At 67.2% G+C, this 22,681-nt stretch carries 15 protein-coding genes; 5 read left to right on the forward strand and 10 right to left on the reverse strand.

The window, feature by feature from the left end; all coding sequences use genetic code 11:
- Positions 1–55: 55 nt before the first annotated feature.
- Positions 56–1,630, forward strand: a complete 1,575-nt coding sequence (locus tag ACVOME_RS00650) for a sensor domain-containing diguanylate cyclase (protein WP_053515759.1) — start codon at positions 56–58, stop codon at positions 1,628–1,630.
- Positions 1,631–1,647: 17 nt separating this feature from the next.
- On the opposite strand, the gene aceK is transcribed toward ACVOME_RS00650, so the two are convergent.
- The 10 genes from aceK to ACVOME_RS00700 all read right to left on the reverse strand — a co-directional run bounded on the left by aceK (position 1,648) and on the right by ACVOME_RS00700 (position 12,486).
- Entirely contained in the window at positions 1,648–3,378 is a 1,731-nt protein-coding gene (aceK, locus tag ACVOME_RS00655) for a bifunctional isocitrate dehydrogenase kinase/phosphatase (protein WP_481504597.1), read from the reverse strand.
- 92 nt (positions 3,379–3,470) lie between these two features.
- The gene (locus tag ACVOME_RS00660) at positions 3,471–3,830 is read right to left on the reverse strand and encodes a hypothetical protein (protein ID WP_074900004.1); all 360 of its coding nucleotides are present in this window, start codon (positions 3,828–3,830) and stop codon (positions 3,471–3,473) included.
- A 53-nt stretch (positions 3,831–3,883) separates the two neighbouring features.
- Complete coding sequence (locus ACVOME_RS00665; protein ID WP_065181544.1) at positions 3,884–4,300, reverse strand: roadblock/LC7 domain-containing protein; 417 nt, start codon at positions 4,298–4,300, stop codon at positions 3,884–3,886.
- A complete protein-coding gene (locus ACVOME_RS00670; RefSeq protein WP_065174394.1) occupies positions 4,293–4,841 on the reverse strand; it encodes a GTP-binding protein in 549 nt (182 codons plus the stop codon). The genes ACVOME_RS00665 and ACVOME_RS00670 overlap by 8 nt, the downstream gene beginning before the upstream one ends.
- The gene (locus ACVOME_RS00675; RefSeq protein WP_197601421.1) at positions 4,834–5,799 is read right to left on the reverse strand and encodes a hypothetical protein; all 966 of its coding nucleotides are present in this window, start codon (positions 5,797–5,799) and stop codon (positions 4,834–4,836) included. The genes ACVOME_RS00670 and ACVOME_RS00675 overlap by 8 nt, the downstream gene beginning before the upstream one ends.
- A gap of 308 nt (positions 5,800–6,107) precedes the next feature.
- Positions 6,108–8,330, reverse strand: a complete 2,223-nt coding sequence (locus tag ACVOME_RS00680; protein ID WP_065174392.1) for an NADP-dependent isocitrate dehydrogenase — start codon at positions 8,328–8,330, stop codon at positions 6,108–6,110.
- Positions 8,331–8,625: 295 nt separating this feature from the next.
- Complete coding sequence (locus ACVOME_RS00685; protein ID WP_053515624.1) at positions 8,626–9,132, reverse strand: hypothetical protein; 507 nt, start codon at positions 9,130–9,132, stop codon at positions 8,626–8,628.
- A 47-nt stretch (positions 9,133–9,179) separates the two neighbouring features.
- Complete coding sequence (locus ACVOME_RS00690) at positions 9,180–9,473, reverse strand: LysM peptidoglycan-binding domain-containing protein (RefSeq protein WP_053515622.1); 294 nt, start codon at positions 9,471–9,473, stop codon at positions 9,180–9,182.
- A 296-nt stretch (positions 9,474–9,769) separates the two neighbouring features.
- Positions 9,770–10,588, reverse strand: a complete 819-nt coding sequence (gene queF / locus ACVOME_RS00695) for an NADPH-dependent 7-cyano-7-deazaguanine reductase QueF (RefSeq protein ID WP_481504598.1) — start codon at positions 10,586–10,588, stop codon at positions 9,770–9,772.
- 578 nt (positions 10,589–11,166) lie between these two features.
- A complete protein-coding gene (locus ACVOME_RS00700; RefSeq protein ID WP_053515620.1) occupies positions 11,167–12,486 on the reverse strand; it encodes a M20 family metallopeptidase in 1,320 nt (439 codons plus the stop codon).
- 185 nt (positions 12,487–12,671) lie between these two features.
- Between ACVOME_RS00700 and ACVOME_RS00705 the strand changes: the two genes are divergently transcribed.
- The 4 genes from ACVOME_RS00705 (at position 12,672) to ACVOME_RS00720 (ending at position 22,655) form a co-directional block, all read left to right on the forward strand.
- Positions 12,672–13,913, forward strand: a complete 1,242-nt coding sequence (locus tag ACVOME_RS00705) for an efflux RND transporter periplasmic adaptor subunit (protein WP_053515617.1) — start codon at positions 12,672–12,674, stop codon at positions 13,911–13,913.
- A gap of 74 nt (positions 13,914–13,987) precedes the next feature.
- The gene (locus ACVOME_RS00710; RefSeq protein WP_164151977.1) at positions 13,988–17,221 is read left to right on the forward strand and encodes an efflux RND transporter permease subunit; all 3,234 of its coding nucleotides are present in this window, start codon (positions 13,988–13,990) and stop codon (positions 17,219–17,221) included.
- A gap of 31 nt (positions 17,222–17,252) precedes the next feature.
- Entirely contained in the window at positions 17,253–20,375 is a 3,123-nt protein-coding gene (locus ACVOME_RS00715; RefSeq protein WP_053515614.1) for an efflux RND transporter permease subunit, read from the forward strand.
- A gap of 222 nt (positions 20,376–20,597) precedes the next feature.
- Positions 20,598–22,655: a TonB-dependent siderophore receptor gene (locus tag ACVOME_RS00720; protein ID WP_164151976.1), complete on the forward strand. Its 2,058-nt coding sequence runs from the start codon at positions 20,598–20,600 to the stop codon at positions 22,653–22,655.
- Positions 22,656–22,681 lie beyond the last annotated feature (26 nt).

The following is a 22,681-nucleotide window of genomic DNA, read 5'->3' on the forward strand; positions in this document are numbered from 1 at the left end:
GCATTCCGCCTGCGCCTGCCCGCATTGCGGTCCCCCCCGCCCCATCCTGCTCCGCATGCGCCTGATTTCGCCCCGCCTCAACCTGGGCAAGCTGATCCTGGCCCTCGCCCTGCTCAGCGCCATCATCGCCCTGGCCAATACACTGCTGGCCAGCTACCGTGTGCAACGCGACCAGCTGGTCGGCAACACGCTGGAGGCCAACCGCGTCTATGCCAGCAAGCTGGCCGAGACGACCCAGAACTTCCTGCTGTCCGCCCAGCAGCAGTTGGCCTACAGCGCGACCCGGCTGGGCGAGGCGGACATGGATCCGCGCCAGGCGCAGGGCGAAGCCAGCCGCCTGCAGCTGCAGTCGAGCAGCTTCAACTCCTCGCTGGTCGTGGATGCCGATGGCCTGGTGATCGCCACCTCGCCCCAGACGCTGCAGCTCCAGGGCGAGATCCTGCACAGCGCGGGCAACAATGCGGCACTGGCCTCCCGTCAGCCGATGATCAGCGATCCCTACCAGTCGGCCACCGGCAAGCTGCTGGTCTCACTGTCGCATCCGATTTTCGACGGCCAGGGCCGGTACCGCGGCTATATCAGCGGCACCCTGTACCTGCGCCAGCGCAGCGCGCTGCATACGCTGCTGGGTACGCATTACTATCGCGACGGCTCGTATCTGTATGTGGTCGACCGCCATGGCCGCCTGCTGTACCACGTCGAAGGCGAGCGGGTGGGCGACTATGTGGTCGGCAATCCGGCGGTGACGGCGGTGATCCACGGTGAGCGGGGAGCGCAGCAGGTACGCAACAACCGCGGTGTATCGATGCTGGCCGGCTATGCCCCGGTCGCTGTCACCGGCTGGGGCATCGTCGCCCAGCGGCCCACCGAAGCCACCCTGCAGCCACTGTCGCGGCTGATGTCGGCGGTGATCTGGAACGCGATCCCGCTGGGTGTGTTGTCACTGGTGATCACCTGGTGGTTCGCCCGGCGCATTTCGCTGCCGCTGTGGCAGCTGGCGCGCAACGTGCAGGCCGGCGAGGACACCGGCAACGCGATCAGCCATGTCAACGGCATCCGCGCCTGGTACTTCGAGGTTGCCCAGCTCAAGCATGCGGTGCTGCACAGTTTCAACGCACTGCAGGACCGGATCGGCACGCTCAACCGCGCCAGCCGCACCGATCCGATGACCGGTCTGTTGAATCGTCGCGGGCTGCAGCATGCGCTGGATGCGCTGCAGGCGCAGGGCATTCCCTTCGCGATCCTGGCGCTGGACATCGATCGCTTCAAATCGATCAACGACGGCCATGGGCATGACGTCGGTGATGCCGTCATCGTCCATATCGCCGAGCAGATGCGCCGCCACTCGCGCGAGAGCGATCTGTTGTGCCGCGCTGGCGGCGAGGAGTTCCTGCTGCTGTTGCCGGGTATCGGTACCGAGCCTGCGCGCCAGGCCGCCGAGCGCCTGCGCCAGCACATCGCCGATCACCCCTTCGCACCGGTCGGCACGATCACGGTGTCGCTGGGCGTGGCCCATTTCCCCAGCTTCCATGCCGATGCCGAGCAGGCCCTGCGCCTGGCCGACAAGGCCCTGTACCTGGCCAAGGAACAGGGGCGCAACCGGGTAATCGTCTACCCCCACGCAGACTGAAGCGCAGGCGCGCGGGGCTACGCCAGCCGGTGGCTGGCGGCATAGGGCGGCGTGTCCGGATAGTCGCCACTGGCGAAGCGGGCCTGCAGGGCCTGCCACCAGCCGGGATCGAACAGGTGCCGATAGTGCTCACGCACGGCCGCCAGTTCGCCGGCCGGCAATCCCATGAAGGGGCCGAAGCGTTCGGGGAACACATCGCGCGGGCCAACGTGGAACCAGGGCTCGTCGGCCATCGCCTCTTCCGGCGAGCTCGGCTGCGGCCAGGCACGGAACACACAGTCGCTGACGAGGCACAGTTCGTCGTAATCGTAGAAGACCGCGCGGCCGTGACGTGAAACACCGAAATTCTTCGGCAGCATGTCACCGGGGAAAATGTTGTTGCGCGCCATGTCGGTGATCGCCTGCGCGTAGTCGAGCACCGCAGCGCGCACCGGCTCTGCGCCCTGCTCGCGCAGGTACAGGTTCAACGGGCGGAAACGGCGCTGCACGTAGCACAGCGCCACTTCCACTTCGTCGTCATCGACGCGGATGCTCTGCGCGCACTGGCCCAGCAGTTCGTCAAGCAGCACCGGCGCAAAGCGGTCGCGCGGGAAGCGCAGGTGCCGATAGGGTTGCGCGTCCAGCAGGCGGCCGACACGGTCCAGGTTGAACACCAGCGCGTACTTCTCTTCCACCTGCTGCCGTGACATCGCCTTCGGCCAGGCGAAACGATCGCGGATGAGTTTGAACACCAGCGGATAGCTGGGCAGGGTGAACACGGCCATGACCATGCCGGGGGTGCCTTCGGCGTGGACCAGGCGCTCGTGTGGATGTTCATTGAAATGGCGGAAGAAGGTGCGGTAGCGCTCGGTCTTGCCCTGCTTGGCACGGCCCAGCACGGTGTAGATTTCGTCGATCGGCTTGCCCGGCAGCAGGCTGCGCAGGAACACCACGGCGTCGCCGACGGTGGCCAGGTCGGCCTGGAAATAGCTGCGCGACACGCCGAACAGGTGGGCGACATCGCGGCGACGGGTCAGCACTGCATCGGCACGCAGGCCCTGTTCGTCGTTGACCAGCGCGATCACGCAGGGCGAGAAGCGATGCTCGCCGAAGACGCGCCCTACCAGATAGGCGCGACGCTCGCGGTAGAACACGGTATCCAGCAGTTCGATGCTGCGCACCGGCGTGTCGCCCCAGTGCGCAAGATCATCCTGCAGCCGCACGGCGATGGCGGCGGCACAGCGCAGCTGGTGCGCGTAGGGAACGTCGAAGCGATAGTCAGCCAGTACGCGCTGCAGCGCCTCCACCGGGCGCGTCGGCGAGACCGCATAGGTGTGGCGGGCGACCGGATGGGTGATCGCATCGGACGGCTCGACATCGAAGGCGATGAACTCCACCGCCGGGTCCACGCCGCGGGTGGCGAACAGCCGCCGCGACAGCGTGTTGTAGAAGGTCTTGTACAGCTCGGCGTCGATCAGCCCCTGCAGCAGTGCGCTGTAGGCGCCGTGCACCTGCAGCCACAGCGACCGCTCGCCGATCGCCTCGCCGGCAAGCCGGCGCAGTGCATCCATCTGCTCGGCGATGCACAGGTCGTACAGGGCGATGCGCTCGACGGCGTCCTGGCGGGCACCGCTCCAGTCGCGCTGCTCGAAGCGCTGCCGCGCGCGGGCGGTGATCGCCGCGAAGCGGGCATGGTACTGCTCGAATCCATCGCGGATGGCGCCGGCGATGCGCGGCGCCAGCTCGGCAGCGATGTCAGGCGTGGACATGCAGGGCTCACCGGAGAAGATGGCTCAACCATACGCCGGCGTGGGGTGGAATGGGTAGAGCCGGGTCCTGCCCGGCTCCAACAGGCATCGGCTCAGATGGCCAGCTCGGCCTCCACTTCCTGCACCTTGCGCCGGGCCAATGCCAGATTGGATTTGCTACGGTCCAGCACGATGTAGAAGAACAGGCCCTTCTTCCTGGCCACCGGGCGCATGATGTGGTACGCCCTGCCCAGCGAGATCAGGATGTCCTCGATGCTGTCGTTGAGGTTGAGCGACGCTGCGGTTTTCATCTTCGCGCGGATCACTTCAGTGTTGCCGGCTGCCGCCACTTCCATGTCCATCCCCGCACCGGCTTCGCCCAACAGCATGCCGCTTTCATAGTCGACCAGCGCCACGGCCTGCGCGCCATCGATACCCATCAGTGCATTCAACGATTCATTCAATCCAGACACGTTGCACCCCTTGTCGGTGTAGGTTCGAGCCCCTCGTTCCCCTGCGGCCGGGCTCACGGTCCGCCGAGTTCGGCCAGGATCGCCTGGCCACATTCCCTGCTCTGCCACAGCACCTGGCCGATCACGCTGCGCTGGTCGCAGGCTGCCATCAGCAGCAGCGGCGCACGCCCTTCACCGTGAATGGCCAGCATCAGCACCTTGCCGCCCGCGGCTTCCAGCATCAGCGTCTGCAGGTCTCCCAGGACCAGCTCGCGCCCTACTGCTGCCGCCAACGCCAGCATTGCGCTGGTCATCGCGGCCAGGCGTTCACCACGCCCTTCGGCGCCGGCGCTGACCAGCGCGAAGCCATCGACACTGGCCAGCACCACGGTGCGCACCCCTTCCACCCGGTGCTGCAGGTCCTGCAGCAACGGCTGCAGGCGTTCGCGCTGGCGTGCATCGGGCAGCAGTGCGGCCTGTCCGTCAGCCATGCGCGGTCACCAGCGCGTACGCTTCGATCTCGCTCATCAGCACATCCATCAGCAACAGCCCCTGTTCGCGGTCGCGCGCATCCAGCGGCAGCAGCGGCAGCGGTTGGCCGTCGATCTGCGCATGTGCTGCCCAGTGTTCCATCGCGGCCGCCGGTGCCTGGTCCAGATGGGTCACCGCCACCACCAGTGCCAGCGCCGGTCCGAACGGCCGCAGCACCTGCAGGTAGCCGTCCAGTTCGGCAGCCACGCCGGCACGTCGGCCATCGAGCAGCAGCACCGCGCCGCGCGCGCCCTGCAGCAGGATCGGCCACAGGAAATCAAAACGTTGCTGACCCGGTGTACCGTACAGGCGGAGGCGCTCGCCATTGGGCAGATCGATGTCGGCGTAATCGAGCGCCACCGTGGTCGATGCCTTGTCGGCGCCAAGCCGATCGCTGTTGGCGACGTCGGTGTCCACTACCGTGCCGGCGGCGATGCTGCGCACCAGCGTCGACTTGCCGCTGCCCATGCCACCCAGCACGACCACCTTGTGCTCACGCATTGCGTTCGCTCCCGCGCAGGTGGCGCCACAGCCGGGCCAGCAGCCCATTGTCGTTGCCCGTGCCGCGCATGACCGTCACCGTCGCCGCAGGCGCCGGTTGCAGCTGCGCATAGCCACACAGATAAGCGGCGTGCACGAAATCGCGTACTGCAGCCTGCGGAAGGTCGAGCAGCACGGCACACTCGTCCACCGTACAGGCGCGCTTGAGCAGCAGCGAGCACAGGCGGAAGCCATCGTGATCGTGGCCCAGTACGCGGAAGTCAGGCCAGCGCAGCAGTTTCACCGAGGCGACGCGCAGGCGCTCGTCCAGGGCCTGCCAATGCGGGCTGCGCTGCGCCCACTGCCACAGCAACGGGCGCAATGGCTGCCGGGTGCGATCTGCCGCCTGGGCCTGCAGCTGCGCTGCTGTCAGCGCATCGAGCCAGAGCTGTTCGAACCCCCGCGCAAGGCGTTCGACCAATGCCACGACGGGCTCGTGCAGTGCGATGGCCTGGTCCTGCTCCAGGTCCAGCAGCAGCAGGGGCGCAGCGGCATCCCCCAGCAGCGCGTATCCCTGCCGCAGTGGCAAGCGCTCGCGCAGCAGGCGGGTGATCGCGTGTGCACCATCGGCCAGGCGGATCGGCGCGGGCACGTGTGGAATTACGGGTTCCGGTGGGCGCTGCATGCCACGCAGTGCGCGGCCGATGGCGCCGTCATCGAGCACACGCTGCTGGCCATCGCCGTCGCGCAGCTGGCCACCGGGATCTTCGATCCAGCACTGCAGGCGGGGCCGCTGCTGGCGCATGCGCAGGGCCGCGTTGCGCAATGCGGGCGTATCGCGGATGACCAGCAGATCACAGTCGTCCAGATCCTGGCTGCGGCGGATCTGGCCGTCAGGCAGGGCCGAAGCGATGCGCAGGCGCCTGAGCAGGGCCTGCTCTCCCTGGATATCGGTTCCCACTACCAGCACGCGTGCCATCCGTGTTCCCCGTGCGACCGCCTCCCCGGCGATCTCGCGTCGCCAAGGCTAGGTCATCGCCCTCGGCGTCCGTCGTGATCGACCGCTCAGATTGACAGTGCCCGCGCGTACGCACGCATCGGTTCTGCGACGGCCATCGCGGGCAAGTTTCATGCCGTATTGACGGCATTCCGACAGCTGACGGAAGTCACGTTTTCATCGCTTGGGGTCAGATCCCTTTTGCATGGCAAAAGGGGATCTGACCCCGGAGCCAAAAAGAAACCCGCGCCGAAGCGCGGGTTCCGGGGTCACGACCGAAAGGCGATGGATCAACCGCGCAGCTGCTCCAGCGCGGCGTTGAAGGTCGCGCTCGGGCGCATCGCCTTGCTGGCCTTTTCCACGTCCGGGCGGTAGTAGCCGCCGATGTCCACGGCCTTGCCCTGCACTGCGATCAGCTCTTCGACGATCTTCTGCTCGTTGTCGGTCAGGGCCTTGGCCAGCGGGGCGAAGCGTGCCTTCAGTGCGGCATCCTCGTCCTGCGCGGCCAGGGCCTGCGCCCAGTACAGCGCGATGTAGAAGTGGCTGCCACGGTTGTCGATGCCACCGAGCTTGCGCGAAGGCGACTTGTCGTTGTCCAGGAACTGGCCGTTGGCTTCGTCCAGCGCCTTGGCCAGTACACGGGCTGCTGCATTGTCGTAGCGGTTGCCCAGATGCTCCAGCGACGCTGCCAGCGCCAGGAACTCACCGAGCGAATCCCAACGCAGGTAGTCCTCTTCAACGAACTGCTGTACATGCTTGGGAGCCGAGCCGCCGGCACCGGTCTCGAACAGGCCACCACCAGCCATCAACGGCACGATCGACAGCATCTTGGCGCTGGTGCCCAGCTCCATGATCGGGAACAGGTCGGTCAGGTAGTCACGCAGCACGTTGCCGGTCACCGAGATGGTGTCTTCGCCCTTGCGGATGCGGGCCAGCGAGAACGCGGTGGCTTCCACCGGCGGCAGGATGCGGATGTCCAGGCCGGCGGTGTCGTGGTTCTTCAGGTACTGCTCGACCTTGGCAATGACCTGCGCGTCATGGGCGCGGGCAGCGTCCAGCCAGAACACGGCGGGGGTGCTGCTGAGGCGCGCGCGCTCGACCGCCAGCTTGACCCAGTCCTGGATCGGGGCGTCCTTGGTCTGGCACATGCGCCAGATGTCACCGGCCTCCACCGCGTGCTCGAACACCACGCTGCCCGCGTCATCGGTGACCTTGACCACGCCGTCGGCGGCGATCTGGAAGGTCTTGTCGTGCGAGCCGTACTCTTCGGCCTTCTGCGCCATCAGGCCGACGTTCGGCACCGAGCCCATGGTGGCCGGGTCGAAGGCGCCGTGCGCCTTACAGTCGTCGATGACGGCCTGGTAGACGCCGGCATAGCAGCGGTCCGGGATGACCGCCTTGGTGTCCTGCAGCTTGCCTTCGGCATTCCACATCTTGCCGGAGTCGCGGATCATCGCCGGCATCGAGGCGTCGACGATCACGTCGCTCGGCACGTGCAGGTTGGTGATGCCCTTGTCCGAGTTGACCATGGCCAGGCCCGGGCGCTGCGCGTACTCGGCCTTCAGGTCGGCTTCGATGGCGGCGCGGGTGGCCTCCGGCAGCGACGGCAGGCGCGCGACCAGGTCTCCGATGCCGTTGTTGGCATCGAAACCGGCCTGCCGGATGGCGTCGGCGTGCTTGGCCAGCACGTCCTTGTAGAACTCTTCCACGACCACGCCGAACATGATCGGGTCGGAGACCTTCATCATGGTCGCCTTCAGGTGCAGCGAGAACAGCACGCCCTGGCTCTTGGCATCGGCGATCTGCGCGTCGATGAAGGCAGCCAGCGCCTTGCGGCTCATCACGGCGGCATCAACGATCTCACCGGCCTTGACCGCGGTCTTTTCCTTCAGCACGACGGTGCTGCCGTCATTGCCATGGAAGGTGATCTTCAGGGTGCCGGCGTTGGCGAGGGTTGCCGACTTTTCGCTGCCATAGAAGTCGCCCGCGTCCATGTGCGAGACGTGCGACTTCGAATCGGCGGACCAGGCGCCCATGCGATGCGGATGCTTGCGGGCATAGTTCTTCACCGACAGCGGCGCGCGACGGTCGGAGTTGCCTTCGCGCAGCACCGGATTCACCGCGCTGCCCTTGACCTTGTCGTAGCGCGCCTTGTAGTCGCGCTGCTGGTCGTCGGCCGGCGTTTCCGGGTAGTCCGGCAACGGATAGCCCTGGTCCTGCAGCTCCTTGATGGCCGCCTTCAGCTGCGGCACCGAGGCGGAGATGTTGGGCAGCTTGATGATGTTGGCGTCCGGCGTGGTCGCCAGCTGGCCCAGCTCGGCCAGGTCGTCACTGACCTTCTGCTCCTCACCCAGCAGTTCCGGGAACTGCGAAAGAATGCGCCCGGACAGCGAGATGTCGCGGGTTTCCACCACGATGCCAGCGGTGGCGGTGTAGGCATCGACGATCGGCAGCAGCGACTGGGTGGCCAGGAACGGGGCTTCGTCGGTCAGCGTGTAGAGAATCTTGGACATGGGGGACTTGGACTCTGTAGCAGTGCTCAGGGAAAGCCCGGCGGCAGCGCCGGACCACGTGCAACCGTGTCTCGCGCGGGGCCTGGCCCCACGCTTTCCCCCGTCGCCGTCAGGGTGGGCGCGCGGCGGGGAAACCCCTGCATTGTCGCGTTTTCAGCCGCGCGGGGCAAAGCCGCGCCATACGCGCCGGTACTGCAACGGAGTGATTCACCCGGCTGGGGGTGTCACGCAAAAAAAAGACGCAGCCTCGCGGCTGCGTCCATCGTGAGCCCTGCCGGGAGAGAGTCGGCAGGACTTACTTGACCTCGAACTCCTGCGGCGTTCCGGCCGCCTTACCATCAACCATGACTTCGGCGCGGTACTTGCCGGCCGGCCAGCCATTGGCATTCTTGAAGGTGATGTTGGTGGTCTCGGCACCGCTGGTGTTCAGCGTGGCATTCTGCTCGCCGGCGACCTGACCGTCCTGGAAGGTCAGCTTGGCGCCGACGTTGACGTTGTTGGCAGCACCGTCTGTGCGGACCGACACGATCACATCGTCCTTCGGCGCGAACAGTGCTGCCGGAGCGACGGACTTGTCCGCTGCCGCCGTCTTGCCGACGGAGACGGAGGAGACGGCTACTGCCGCCTCAGACATCGGCGGCGGCGCGCCGGTCATCGGTGCCGGGGCCGTTTCGGCCGGGGCGGTGGCAGCGGGCGCTGCATTGCTGTCGGTCGACTCTTCCTTCTTCTTGCAACCCACCAGGGCGACGCTGCCCAACAGGGCGGTCAGCAGGGCGGTCTGGAGCGGCGTGGTCTTGATCATTCGGTGTTCCTCCCAGGATTGTCGGATGGCGTGCGGGCGCGGCCGGCTTACTTCGGTGGCAGTTTCAGGGTCTGGCCAGGGAAAATCTTGTCCGGGTCATCGAGCACGTCCCGGTTGGCTTCGAAGATCTTCTTCCAGGCATTGGCGTCGCCAAGATGCGCCTTGGCGATCTTCGACAGCGAGTCCCCCTTCTGCACGGTGTAGGTGCCGCCGCTGACCACCTCGGCGGTGCTGTCCACCGAGCCGCTGACGCCGGAGAAGTCCGCCTTCGGTGCCTGCTGGGCGGTACTGTCGACGCTGGCGCTGACGCCGGAGAAATCAGCTTTCTTCTCGGTACTCATCCACAACTCCCGTCTGCATGACTACGTGGTTCGCACGGTGCCATGGCGGTTGTTAAATGGGGATGGTGCAGATGTGAAGCCGCCCCCCCGGGGGGCTGAACAATCGGGAGATGGACACCCCCTGCCCGCTGCTCCACCGGTAGCGGGGGGGGGGGGGGGGGGGGGGGGGGGGGGGGGGCCGGGCCGCCCCCGGCGGGGGGGGCCGGGGCCCGCCCCCCCCACCGGGGGGGGGGGGGGGGGGGGGGCGGGGGGGGCGGGGGGGGGGGGCGGGGCGCTACCTTAACCGCCTGGGGGGTTTACGGGCGCTGCTCGCGGTAGGTCGCGGCCGGGGCCGCGATGCCGGGGCTGGCGCGCCATGGATTGATGTCGAGGCCGCCGCGACGCGTGTAGCGCGCTTCCACTTCCAGCCACTGCGGCCGGCAGCGCGCGGAGACCTCGCTGAAGATCCGCTCCACGCACTGCTCGTGGAATTCCGCGTGCTCGCGGTAGCTCACCAGATAGCGCAGCAGGCCGGCCCGGTCGATCTTCGGCCCCCGATAGCGCAGGCTGACCGTGGCCCAGTCCGGCTGGCCGGTAACCGGGCAGTTGGATTTCAGCAGCGCGGAGACCAACGTCTCCTCCACGGGCTGCGCAGCGTCGGCCGAGAGGAAGTCCGCCTGCGGGGGGCCGTAGCAGTCGATCTCCAGGTCCAGGCCGTCGATGGATTCGCCCAGCGGTACCGGGCGCAGTTCGGGCAGGCCGAACGCCACCTGCACGGGTGCGCCGGCACAGGCTGACAGATCGTCGACAAGACGCGCATGCAGTGCCTCGGCACTGTCGATGCGGGTGCTGTTGAGGGAATTCAGGTACAGCTTGAACGACTTCGATTCGATCAGGCACGGCGAGGTGCAGGGCACCTGCACGGTGGCGACGGCCACCTGCGGCTTGCCACGCGGGTCGAGCCAGCTCAGCTCGAACGCATGCCAGCGATCATGGCCGACGAACGGCAGCGCGGTGTCGTCGAGGCCGATCTCGGCGCGGGCGGCGCGGCGGGGGATGGGAAACAGCAGGCCGGGATCGTACTGCGACGGGTAACTGACCTCGCGACCGAGGCTGGAATCCTGGGGGGTGTTCATGGTGCGCATTGTATCGCGACGGGGCCGGGCCTCCGGCCGGGCCGGCCAACGGCGGAGCCCCTCCGTGGTGGTTTTGTCGGTTGGTCGTGGAAGGCGGTCTATCGGCTTGGGGCGGGGGGGGGGGGGGGGGGGGGGGGGCGGGGGGGGGGGGCGAAGGGGGGGGGGGGGGCGCCTCAACCCGGGGGGGGGGGGGGGGGCCCGGCCCCCCCCCGCCGCCCCCCCCCCCCCCCCCCCCACCCCCCCCGGCCCCTGACAGTTCCCTGCACGCAGCCACCACCACGGGAAAGATCAGAAAAATCAAAATCAAAAGCCAATCCTTCAGACATTCCCGATGTCTGCCTGTGTCGACCAAGGTCGACACCTACCAGCAGCCGCGTGAACCTGTCGGGGGCGGGGCGGTGTGGGCCTGCAGGACCGTTGGCGCCATGGATGGCGCCATCGAGCCCCCATGGACGGGTTTACGGCGTGTCCTGCAGGCCCACACCGCCCCGCCCAACCAACAGAAATCCAGCACCGCTTTTGCCGTTGACGTTGCCGTTGCTTCAGGGGTGCAGGGCTGCAAGCCCTGCCGCAAAGCCTCACCCTGCCGGGGTGCCGGCACCATGCAGGTAGTCCAGGCTCACCTGCAGCAGTGCACGCAGTCCCACGTCCAGCGCCTTCTCATCCAGCAGGAACTTCGGCGAATGATTGGCCGGTGCCGTCGCCGGATCGATGCCAACGCTGGTGGAGCCGACGAAGAAGAACATGCCCGGCACCTCCTTGGCATACAGCGAGAAGTCCTCCGCGCCCATCTGCAGGGGCGGTTCGTACACGTTGTCCTTGCCCACCACCGCCTGCAGGCTCGGCAGCATGCGCGCCGTCAGCGCCGGATCGTTGACCGTGGCCGGGTTGCCCTCTGATTCGTAGATGTCGGTGACCGCCTTTGCCCCGTGCGCGGCCGCAGTGTGCTCGGCGACGTTGCGCAGGTCAGCGAAGATCTGCTGGCGCATGCCCTCGTCGAACGTGCGGATGGTGCCGACCATCTCCACCTCGTCCGGAATGATGTTGTAGCGGATGCCGCCGTTGATCGCACCGAAGGTGAGCACCGCCGGCTGCTTGGACAGATTCGCGCGACGGCTGACGATGGTCTGCGCGGTACCGACCAGATCGGCCGTGGCAACGATCGGGTCGACACCGTTCCACGGCGCGGAGCCATGCGTCTGGCGACCGATCACCTTGATGCCGAAGCGGTCCGAGGCGGCCATCAGCGGACCGCCACGCACGGCGATCTGACCGGCCTGCACGCTGGAGAACACATGCAGGCCGAACACGGCTTCCGGCTTGAAGTCGGCGAACAGGCCCTCCTTCAGCATCAGCGCGGCACCGCCTTCTTCCGGCGGCGGCGCGCCCTCCTCTGCCGGCTGGAAGATCAGCATGACCTGGCCCGGCAGGTCCTTCTTCATTGCCACCAGCGCCTCGGCCACACCCAGCAGGGTGGCGGTATGGGCATCATGGCCGCAGGCATGCATCACGCCCACCGTCTGCCCGCGGTACTGATCGGTCGCCTTCGAGGCGAACGGCAGGCCGGTCTGTTCGGTCACCGGCAGCGCGTCCATGTCGGCGCGCAGGGCGATCTTCGGACCCGGCCTGCCGCCTTCGATGATCGCCACCACGCCATGATGGGCAATGCCGGTCTTCGGCTTCAGGCCCATTGCGCGCAGGTGCTTGGCGACCTCGGCCGAGGTCCGTACTTCGCGGTTGGACAGCTCCGGATGCTGGTGGAAATCACGGCGCCACTCCACCACTTTGGCCTGCAGCCGCTGTGCGGCCGCGGTCACCTCGGGGCGCTGCCCGTCCTGGGCATGGGCAAGGGCCGGCAGGGCCAGGATCAGGGCGGACAGCAGCAACGAACGGCGCATCTCGGTACTCCACGGCAGGGTTCTGCACCTGAATGTAGGGCAACGCTGCCTTTACGGGAACCTCCACGGCCGGCACCGGTCCTAGCGCCCGTCCCATCCGTCATGCAGGAAACGTGATGTGGCACAGGTATGCTTTGCGCATTGCCCACCGGGCCCCGCCCGTCCAGCCCTCTTGGAGTCCTTGAATGTCACGTGTTTGGAAGATCGTGCTGCTGGTCGTGGCCGTACTGGTGCTGGCCGTGGTGGGCCTGCGCGTGCTGGGCGGTGGCAAGGACAAGGCCGGCAGGCCCGGCGTCGCCGCCGGCCAAGGTGGCGATGACGCCGATGCCGCACCGGTACCGGTGACCGTGGTCGACGCCGTGCGCCAGGACGTGCCCGTCTACGCCAGTGCGCTCGGTACGGTCACCGCGATGAATACCGTCACGGTCAGCCCTCAGGTCGGCGGCCAGCTGATGAGCCTGAACTTCCGCGAAGGCCAGGAAGTGAAGCAGGGCGACGTGCTGGCGGTGATCGACCCACGTACCGCCCAGGCCAGCTATGACCAGGCCGCTGCCGCCAAGCGCCAGAACGAGGCGCTGCTGGCGACCGCGCGCTCCAACTACCAGCGCTCCAATGCCCCCGAGTACCGCCAGTACGTCGCCAAGACCGATCTGGATACACAACGCAACCAAGTGGCACAGTACGAAAGCGCAGTGGCCGCCAACGAGGCGAGCATGCGCTCGGCGCAGGTGCAGCTGCAGTACACCAAGGTCACTGCGCCGATCTCCGGCATCGCCGGCATCCGTGCAGTCGATGCCGGCAACGTGGTCAACGCGGGCACCGCCCTGGTCACCCTGACCCAGATCCACCCGATCCACGTGCTGTTCAACCTGCCCGAACGCCAGCTCGGCGATGTGCGCCAGGCACAGGCGGCCGGCAGCGTTCCGGTGGCTGCGCTGGACCGTGCCGATTCGCACGTGCTGTCCGGCGACGGCAAGCTCGATGTGGTCGACAACCTGATCAGCGCCGACAGCGGCACCTTCAAGGCACGCGCGGTGTTCGACAATGCGGACAACGGCCTGTGGCCGGGCCAGTTCGTCAATGTGCGCATGCAGCTGCGCACCATCGGCGGCGGCGTGGTGATTCCGACCCAGGCCGTGCTGCGTGGCCCGGACGGCGAGTATGTCTACGTCGTGCAGGGCGACAACACGGTGAAGATGCAGACCGTGCGCAGCGGCGTGGAAGTGGGCGACAGCCACGTGCAGATCGCCGAGGGCCTGAAGGGCGGCGAGCGGGTGGTCAGTGAAGGCCAGTTCCGCCTGAAGCCCGGCAGCAAGGTCACGGCCCTGAAGCCCGGCGAGACCCCGGCTGCACCCACCGAGGCCGAATTGAAGGCCGCCGAACAGAAGAGTGGCGGTGCAGGCCGCCGCGGTGGTGGCCCGCGCTGAGCGCAGGCCACCGATTCCTTTCGCGCCGGCATCGACGCCGGCGCTGCCATTGAAGCGCCAGCAAGGATCAGTCCGTGGGCTTTTCGACGATCTTCATCCGCCGCCCGATCGCCACCTCGCTGCTGATGGCGGGCCTGTTGCTGCTGGGCATTCTCGGTTATCGCAAGCTGCCGGTGTCGGCACTGCCGGAAATCGATGCGCCCAGCCTGGTGGTCACCACCCAGTACCCGGGTGCCAATGCCACCACAATGGCCTCGCTGGTCACCACCCCGCTGGAGCGGCAGTTCGGCCAGATCTCCGGCCTGGAGCTGATGACGTCCGATTCGTCGGCCGGGCTGTCGACGATCATCCTGCAGTTCTCGATGGACCGCGACATCGATATCGCCGCGCAGGACGTGCAGGCGGCGATCCGCCAGGCCACCCTGCCCTCGTCGCTGCCCTACCAGCCGGTCTACAACCGGGTGAACCCCGCCGATGCGGCCATCGTCACCCTGAAGCTCACCTCGGACACGCGCCCGCTGCGGGAGGTCAACAACTACGCCGATTCGATCCTGGCCCAGCGCCTGTCGCAGGTGCAGGGCGTGGGCCTGGTGTCGATCGCCGGCAATGTCCGCCCGGCGGTGCGCATCCAGGTCAATCCGGCGCAGCTGTCGAACATGGGCCTGACCCTGGAAGAACTGCGCAGCGCGCTCACCCAGGCCAACGTCAATGCGCCGAAGGGCTCGCTGAACGGCAAGACGCAGTCCTACAGCATCGGCACCAATGACCAGCTGTCCAGTGCCGCCGAATACCGCGACACCATCATCAGCTACAAGAACGGCCGCCCGGTGCGGCTGTCGGACGTGGCCGCGGTGGTGGACGGCGTGGAGAACGACCAGCTGGCCGCATGGGCCGACGGCAAGCCGGCTGTCCTTCTCGAAGTGCGCCGCCAGCCGGGCGCCAACATCGTGCAGACCGTCGAGCGCATCCGCGCGATCCTGCCGCAGTTGCAGGGCGTGCTGCCGGCCGACGTGCATCTGGAGATCTTCAACGACCGTACCGAGACCATCCGCGCCTCCGTGCACGAAGTGCAGTTCACCCTGGTACTGACCATCGGCCTGGTCGTGGCGGTGATCTTCGTGTTCCTGCGCCGCCTGTGGGCCACGATCATTCCTTCGGTGGCGGTACCGTTGTCGCTGGCCGGCACGTTCGCGGTGATGGCGTTCACCGGCATGTCGCTGGACAACCTTTCGCTGATGGCACTGGTGGTCGCCACCGGCTTCGTTGTCGACGATGCCATCGTCATGATCGAGAACATCGTCCGTTACATCGAGCAGGGCAAGAGCGGCAAGGAAGCGGCCGAGATCGGTGCGCGCCAGATCGGCTTCACCGTGCTGTCGCTGACGGTATCGCTGGTGGCAGTGTTCCTGCCGCTGCTGCTGATGCCCGGCGTCACCGGCCGCCTGTTCCATGAGTTCGCCTGGGTGCTGAGCATCGCGGTCGTGCTGTCGATGCTGATCTCGCTGACGCTCACCCCGATGATGTGCGCCTACCTGCTCAAGCCCGACGCGCTGCCGGAAGGCGAGGACGCGCATGAACGGGCGCACGCGGCCGGCAAGCAGACCGTGTGGAGCCGCACCGTCGGCCTGTATGAGCGCAGCCTGGACTGGGTGCTGGACCACCAGCGCCTGACCCTGGCCGTGGCCGGCGGCGCCCTTGTGCTGACCGTTCTGCTGTACGTGCTGATTCCCAAGGGCCTGCTGCCCGAGCAGGACACCGGCCTGATCACCGGCGTGGTGCAGGCCGACCAGAACATCGCGTTCCCGCAGATGGAGCAGCGCACCAGGCAGGTGGCCGAAGCGCTGCGCAAGGATCCGGATGTGACTGGCGTGTCGGCTTTCATCGGCGCTGGCAGCATGAACCCCACGCTCAACCAGGGCCAGTTGTCGATCGTGCTGAAGGAGCGCAGCCAGCGTGATGGGCTGGACCGGATCCTGCCGCGCCTGCAGGAGGCCGTCGCCGGGATTCCCGGCGTAGCGTTGTATCTGAAGCCGGTGCAGGACGTCACCCTCGACACCCGCGTGGCCGCGACCGAGTACCAGTACTCCCTGTCGGACGTGGACGCGGCCACCGTCGCCACCCAGGCCACGCGCCTGACCGAGGCCCTGCGCCAGCGGCCGGAGCTGGCCGACGTGGACAACAACCTGTCCAACCAGGGCCGTGCCCTGCAGCTGACGATCGATCGTGACAAGGCCAGCGTGCTGGGCGTGCCGATGCAGACCATCGATGACACGCTCTACGATGCGTTCGGCCAGCGCCAGATCTCGACCATCTTCACCGAGCTCAACCAGTACCGCGTGGTGCTGGAAGTGGCACCGGAGTTCCGCACCAGCACCGCGCTGATGGAGCAGCTGGCGGTGGCCTCCAACGGTGCTGGCGCGCTGACCGGCACCAACGCCACCAGCTTCGGCCAGGTCACCTCCTCCAACTCCTCCACGGCCACCGGCATCGGCGCGCAGAACACCGGCATCACGGTCGGTGCCGGCAACATCATTCCGTTGTCGGCGCTGGCCGAAGGCCAGGTGACCAGCGCGCCGCTGGTGGTCAGCCACCAGCAGCAGCTGCCGGCCGTGACCGTCTCGTTCAACGTCGCGCCGGGCTATTCGCTGTCCGAAGCGGTACGCGCGATCCAGGAGACCAAGGACAGTCTGGACATGCCGGCGCACCTGCATGCCGAGTTCATCGGCAAGGCCGCCGAGTTCACCGGCAGCCAGACCGATGTGGTGTGGCTGCTGCTGGCCTCGCTGGTGGTCATCTACATCGTGCTGGGCGTGCTGTACGAGAGCTACATCCATCCGATCACGATCATCTCGACCCTGCCGCCGGCAGGCGTCGGCGCGCTGCTGGCGCTGATGCTGTGTGGCCTGAGCCTTTCGGTGGACGGCATCGTCGGCATCGTGCTGCTGATCGGCATCGTCAAGAAGAACGGCATCATGATGGTGGACTTCGCGATCGAAGCACGCCGCGCCGGTGCCAACGCGCATGAAGCGATCCGCCGCGCCTGCCTGCTGCGCTTCCGCCCGATCATGATGACCACGGCTGCGGCCATGCTCGGCGCGCTGCCACTCGCGCTGGGTACCGGCATCGGCTCGGAACTGCGCCGTCCGCTGGGCATCGCCATCGTCGGCGGCCTGCTGCTCTCGCAGCTGGTGACGCTGTACACCACGCCGGTGATCTACCTGTACATGGAGCGCTTCTCCGAGTGGCTGGCGCGCCGCCGCGAGCAACGCGCACTGCGCGAGGGCACGCTGCAGGAGCCGCAGGCATGACCCCTGCCCCGCTGCTGCGGGGGGCCGCGCGATGAACCTGTCCGGCCCCTTCATCCGCCGCCCGATCGGTACCGCCCTGCTGGCCATCGGCCTGTTCATGGTGGGTCTGATCTGCTACCTGAGGCTGGGTGTATCGGCACTGCCGAACATCCAGATTCCGGTGATCTTCGTGCACGCCAGCCAGGCCGGTGCCGACGCGGCGACGATGGCCTCCACGGTCACCGCACCACTGGAGCGTCATCTGGGCCAGCTGCCGGGCATCGACCGCATGCGCTCGTCGAGCTCGGAAGGCAGCTCGCTGGTGTTCATGATCTTCCAGAGCGACCGTGACATCGATTCGGCGGCGCTGGACGTGCAGACCGCGATCAATTCCGCTCAGGCCGATCTGCCCTCGGGCATGGGCTCTCCGATGTACCAGAAGGCGAATCCGAACGACGACCCGGTGATCGCCATCGCACTGACCTCGCAGACGCAGTCGGCCGATGAGCTGTACAACGTGGCCGACTCGCTGCTGGCCCAGCGCATCCGCCAGATCAGCGGCGTGGCCTCGGTGGACATCGCCGGCGCGTCGACGCCGGCAGTGCGCGTGGACGTCAACCTGCGGCTGATGAACGCGCTGGGCCTGACCGCCGACGACCTGCGCAACGCGGTGCGCGCGGCCAATGTGACCTCGCCGACCGGCTTCCTCAGCGATGGCAACTCCACCACCGCGATCATTACCAACGATTCGGTGGCCCGCGCTGCGGACTTCGCCAACCTGGTGGTGAAGACCGAAGGCGACGGCCGGGTGATCCGCCTGAAGGACGTCGCCAACGTCTACGACGGCCAGCAGGACGCCTACCAGGCGGCATGGTTCGACCACAAGCCCGCGGTGGTCATGTATGTGTTCACCCGCGCCGGCGCCAACATCGTGGAGACCGTCGACCGGGTGAAGGCGCAGATCCCGACGCTGCGTGACTACCTGCAGCCGGGAACCACGATGACGCCATACTTCGACCGCACGCCGACGATCCGCTCGTCGCTGCACGAAGTGCAGATCACCCTGCTGATCAGCCTGGCGATGGTGGTGCTGACCATGGCGCTGTTCCTGCGCCGGCTCGCCCCGACCCTGATCGCGGCCGTGACGGTGCCGCTGTCGCTGGCCGGCGCCGCACTGGTGATGTATGCGCTGGGCTTCACCCTGAACAACCTGAGCCTGCTGGCGCTGGTGATCGCGATCGGCTTCGTGGTGGACGATGCGATCGTGGTGATCGAGAACATCATGCGCCACCTCGACGAAGGCATGCCGCGCCTGCAGGCAGCGTTCACCGGCGCACGCGAGATCGGCTTCACGATCGTCTCGATTACCGCCTCGCTGGTTGCGGTGTTCATCCCGCTGCTGTTCGCCAGCGGCATGATGGGCGCGTTCTTCCGTGAGTTCACCGTCACCCTGGTGGCGGCGATCGTGGTGTCGATGATCGTCTCGCTGACGCTGACGCCGGCGCTGTGCAGCCGGTTCCTCAGTGCGCACGACCATCGCGCGGCACCCTCGCGCCTGGGCCGCTGGCTGGACGCCGGCCACGAACGCATGCTGCGCATCTACACGGTGTTCCTCGATTTCTCCCTGCGCCACGCGTTGCTGCTCTCGCTCACGCCGCTGATCCTGATCGGCGTGACCGTCTTCCTGTTCGGCGCGGTGAAGAAGGGCGCCTTCCCGCCACAGGACACCGGGCTCATCTGGGGCCGCGCCAACTCCAGCGCGACCGTGTCCTTCGAGGACATGGTCAACCGCCAGCGCCGCATCACCGACATGCTGATGGCCGACCCGGCGGTGAAGACCGTCGGCGTGCGCCTGGGCAGTGGCCGCCAGGGTTCCAGCGCGCAGTTCAATGTCGAACTGAAGTCACGCAAGGAAGGCCGCCGCGAGACCACCGCGCATGCACTGGCGCGACTGAGCGCCAAGGCCGACCGCTATCCCGACCTGCAGCTGCGGCTGCGCGCCATCCAGGATCTGCCCAGCAACGACGGCGGCGGCTCCAGCCAGGGCGCGCAGTACCGCATCTCGCTGCAGGGCAACGATCTGGCGGCGCTGCAGGAGTGGTTGCCGAAGCTGCAGGCGGAACTGAAGAAGAACCCCAAGCTGCGCGATGTCGGCACCGACGTGGACAACGCCGGCCTGCGCCAGAACATCGTGATCGACCGCGCCAAGGCCGCGCGACTGGGCGTCTCGGTCGGTGCCATCGACGGTGCGCTGTACGGTGCATTCGGCCAGCGCCAGATCTCGACGATCTACTCGGACATCAACCAGTACAGCGTCGTGGTCAATGCCCTGCCTTCGCAGACGGCGACCCCCACCGCACTGGACGAGGTCCATGTGCGCGCAGGCAATGGCGAGATGGTGCCGATCACTGCGGTGGCCACCCAGGTACCGGGGCTGGCGCCTTCGCAGATCACGCATGAGAACCAGTACACGACGATGGACCTGAGCTACAACCTCGCCCCCGGCGTCAGCATGGGCGAGGCAAAGGCGATCATCGATGCGACCGTGGCCGGCATGCGCATGCCGGGCGACATCCGCCTGGCCGACGATGCGGGCTTTGGCTTCAATTCCGATCCCAGCGACATGCTGATCCTGGTATTGGCGGCGATCCTGACCGTGTACCTGGTGCTGGGCATGCTGTACGAAAGCCTGATCCATCCGGTGACGATCCTGTCCACGCTGCCGGCGGCAGGCGTAGGCGCGCTGCTGGCCCTGTTCGGTACCAACACCGAGCTGTCGGTCATCTCGATGATCGCGCTGGTGCTGCTGATCGGCATCGTCAAGAAGAACGCGATCATGATGATCGACTTCGCGCTGGTGGCGCAGCGCGAGCACGGGCTGACCCCGCGCGACGCCGCACGCGAGGCCAGCATCGTCCGCTTCCGGCCGATCATGATGACCACGATGGTGGCCATCCTGGCTGCGGTTCCGCTGGCGATCGGCCTGGGCGAAGGGTCGGAGCTGCGCCGGCCGCTGGGCATCGCGATGATCGGTGGCCTGCTGTTCTCGCAGAGTCTGACCCTGCTCAGCACGCCGGCCCTGTACGTGATCTTCTCCTGCCTGGCCGAGCGTTGGCGGGCGCGGCGCGCGCGCAGGCGCGAGGCGAAACTGCTCAAGCGCGCGCAGCGCGCCTAGCCTCGGTAGCGCCGGGCCACGCCCGGCGCGCCGCTACCACCCGGGCGACGCTCACGGTTTGACGCGCTGTAACGAAAAGAGAACAATTCGCAACCAGCCATGGTCCTGCGCCCCTGCGGCGCCCCGCTCCCAGTTCACGGACAGCCTGCGTGATCCCAGCCACTGCCTCTTCCCCCAACCATGGGTGGATGGCCTGTGGCCGTCCGCCGAGGAATCCGATCGATGCCTTCGTTCCGCACCCCGCGCCTGGCCCTGCTGGCCGCCGCCCTGTCCACCGCCTGCGCAGCCCATGCGCAAGCCCCGGCTGATGCCCGCAGTGCCACCAACCTGGACGCCATCAAGGTGGTCGGCGAACGCACCCACACCGAGGCCGGCGCGCTGGGTGACCGTGCCCTGCGCGATACCCCGTTCGCCATTACTGCGGTCGGCCGCGAACAGCTCGAGCAGCGCCAGGTCGTATCGCTGGGCGAAGCCTTCCTGTTCGATCCATCGGTCACCACCCAGGTAAGCGCCTACGCCAGCGGCTGGAGCTCGCCCATCCGCAACCGCGGCATCGATCTGAACTACGACAGCTACCGCGTGAACGGTCTGCAGGTGTCCTCGTGGGGCACCGAATGGCCGCTGGAAGTGATGGAACAGGTGGACCTGCTGAAGGGCCCCGGCGGCTTCCTGTACGGCTTCGGCGCGCCCGGCGGCATCGTCAACTACATCACCAAGAAGCCGACCGATACCCCTGCCTTCTCGGCGCAGCTGGGCTGGCGCGAACAGGCCATCATCAGTGGTGGTGTCGATGCTGGCGGCCGCTTCGGCAACGAAGATATGTTCGGCTATCGCTTCAACGCGTATCAGGAGAAGGGCGAAACCTTCAACAGCGGCCATGTCGACCGCAAGGTCGGCGCGCTGTCGCTGGACGCGCGCCTGAGCGATGCGCTCACCTGGACCTTCGACGGCGTGTTCCAGTCCCGCGACCTGAGCGAAGAGTCGCCGCAGTACTACTTCATCGGCATGACCTCGCTGCCGCGGCCGATTGCCGGCGACGTCGACAACAGCGTGCCGGGCACCTACTACGATACCCGTTCCAGCCTGCTGTCCACGGCGTTCACCTGGCAGATCAACAGCGGCTGGAAGGCCAGCCTGAGCTACGGCGTCACCACCTCCTGGAACGACGTCAACAAGATCTTCGCCTACATCGACGATCCGAACGGCGACTACAACGTGAATGTGTATGAGCTCGGCGGCAAGAGCCAATGGAAACTGGCGCAGGCGCTGGTGCAGGGCGGCTTCCGCACCGGCCCGCTGCAGCACCAGCTGGTGGCCGGCGTCAGCCACCAGACCGGGCTGGGCTGGGACCGCCCCTACGAGTGGAACACCATTGGTCGCGCCAACCTGTACCAGCGTTCGGCCATCCGCCACGACGCGGTGGGTTCGCGGGTGATGACCCGCGGCGATGAAACCGTGCAGCAGGCCGTATTCGCCAGCGATACCGTGGACTTCGGCGGGGGCTGGTCGGTGCTGGCCGGCTGGCGCTACAACGACTTCGAGACCAAGGGCCGTTACCACACCTACCCGGTCACCCCGACCTATGCGGTGATGTTCAAGCCCAGCGAGGCCGTGACCCTGTACGCCAGCTACATTGAATCGCTGGAAGCCGGCAGCCGCGTGGGCAACCCCTACATCAACGCCGGTGATGTGCTGGGTCCGACCATCAGCAAGCAGTACGAGGTCGGCGCCAAGGTGGAAGCCTCGCGCTGGAATGCGAACGTGGCCGCATTCCGCCTGGAACGCGGTGCCAACATCGACCAGCCCACCGACGCCGGCCTGCGCCTGGTGCAGGATGGCATCACCCTGTACGAAGGCGTGGAAGCCAGCGCCGACCTGCACCTGACCGATGCGCTGACCGTGGGTGGCGGCGTGACCTGGCTGGACCCGACCTACGACAGGCTGTCGCCCGACAATGCCGCGCAGGAAGGCAACCGCACCGTCGGCGCCGCGCGCTGGAGCGGTGTGCTGCATGCCAGCTACCAGCTGCCGTGGGTCGATGGACTGGAAACCTATGCTGCCGTGCGCTACTACGGCGATGTCTGGTACGACGCCGACAATACCCTGAAGCTGCCCGACTACACCCTGGTCAATGCCGGTGTGGGCTACCGCCTGATGGCGTCGGGGCACCCGGTCACCCTGCGCGCCAGCGTGGAGAACCTGGCCAATCGCAGGTACTGGTCGAACGCGGGCGTCGGCCTGCCGCGCACCTTCGCGGTGAGCGTGCGCTGGGAGATGTAACCCGGCTTGTGCGGGTGCGGACCGTG

This window comes from Stenotrophomonas sp. STEN008, assembly GCF_056760435.1.